General features: G+C 66.1%; 1 protein-coding gene. It reads left to right on the forward strand.

The genetic code is table 11. From position 1 onward, the window contains the following. Positions 1-221 precede the first annotated feature (221 nt). A partial coding sequence (locus AABW11_RS20045) for a helix-turn-helix domain-containing protein (protein ID WP_340107109.1) occupies positions 222-502 on the forward strand: 281 nt, incomplete at its 3' end.

The raw sequence follows: 502 nt of genomic DNA on the forward strand, positions 1-502 counted from the left end.
GCGATCCACGAAGAGCATGTCTACGCAAAGTACCTGAAGAAGTAGCTTGTGGGGTGCTGCCGCCCGGAAGTGAGCACCGGCGGTTGGCGTTGCAGGGCCGCCTTCGGGCGGCCCTGTTCTTTTGTGCCGATGCAGCGGATCGACAATCGTAAGTGGACTTGCGAAACGGCCGGCCGCTGCCTAGGGTGGCGCGCGTCATCAGGAGAACAAGGAAGCGAGCCTTGGCCGGGAGCAGCGCAGCAGGAAAAGGCGGAGCGAAGAGCGCGAAAGTGAAGGCACCGAAGGCAAAGACCGCGCCTGCGAAGGCCGGCGCGAAGGAGATTCCGATCCGCTTGGCGACCGGCTCCTCCGCGCCGGGCACCGCCGAGGGCCAGTCTATCGAGGAAGCCCTCGGCGCCCAGGTGCGCGCGCTGCGCAAGCGTCAGGACATGACGGTGGCCGAACTGGCGGGGCAGGCCGGGCTTTCCGCTGGCATGCTGTCGAAGGTGGAAAACGGCGCCAT

The sequence above is a fragment of the Rhodohalobacter sp. 8-1 genome (assembly GCF_038150125.1).
GTDB lineage: Bacteria > Bacteroidota > Rhodothermia > Balneolales > Balneolaceae > SW132.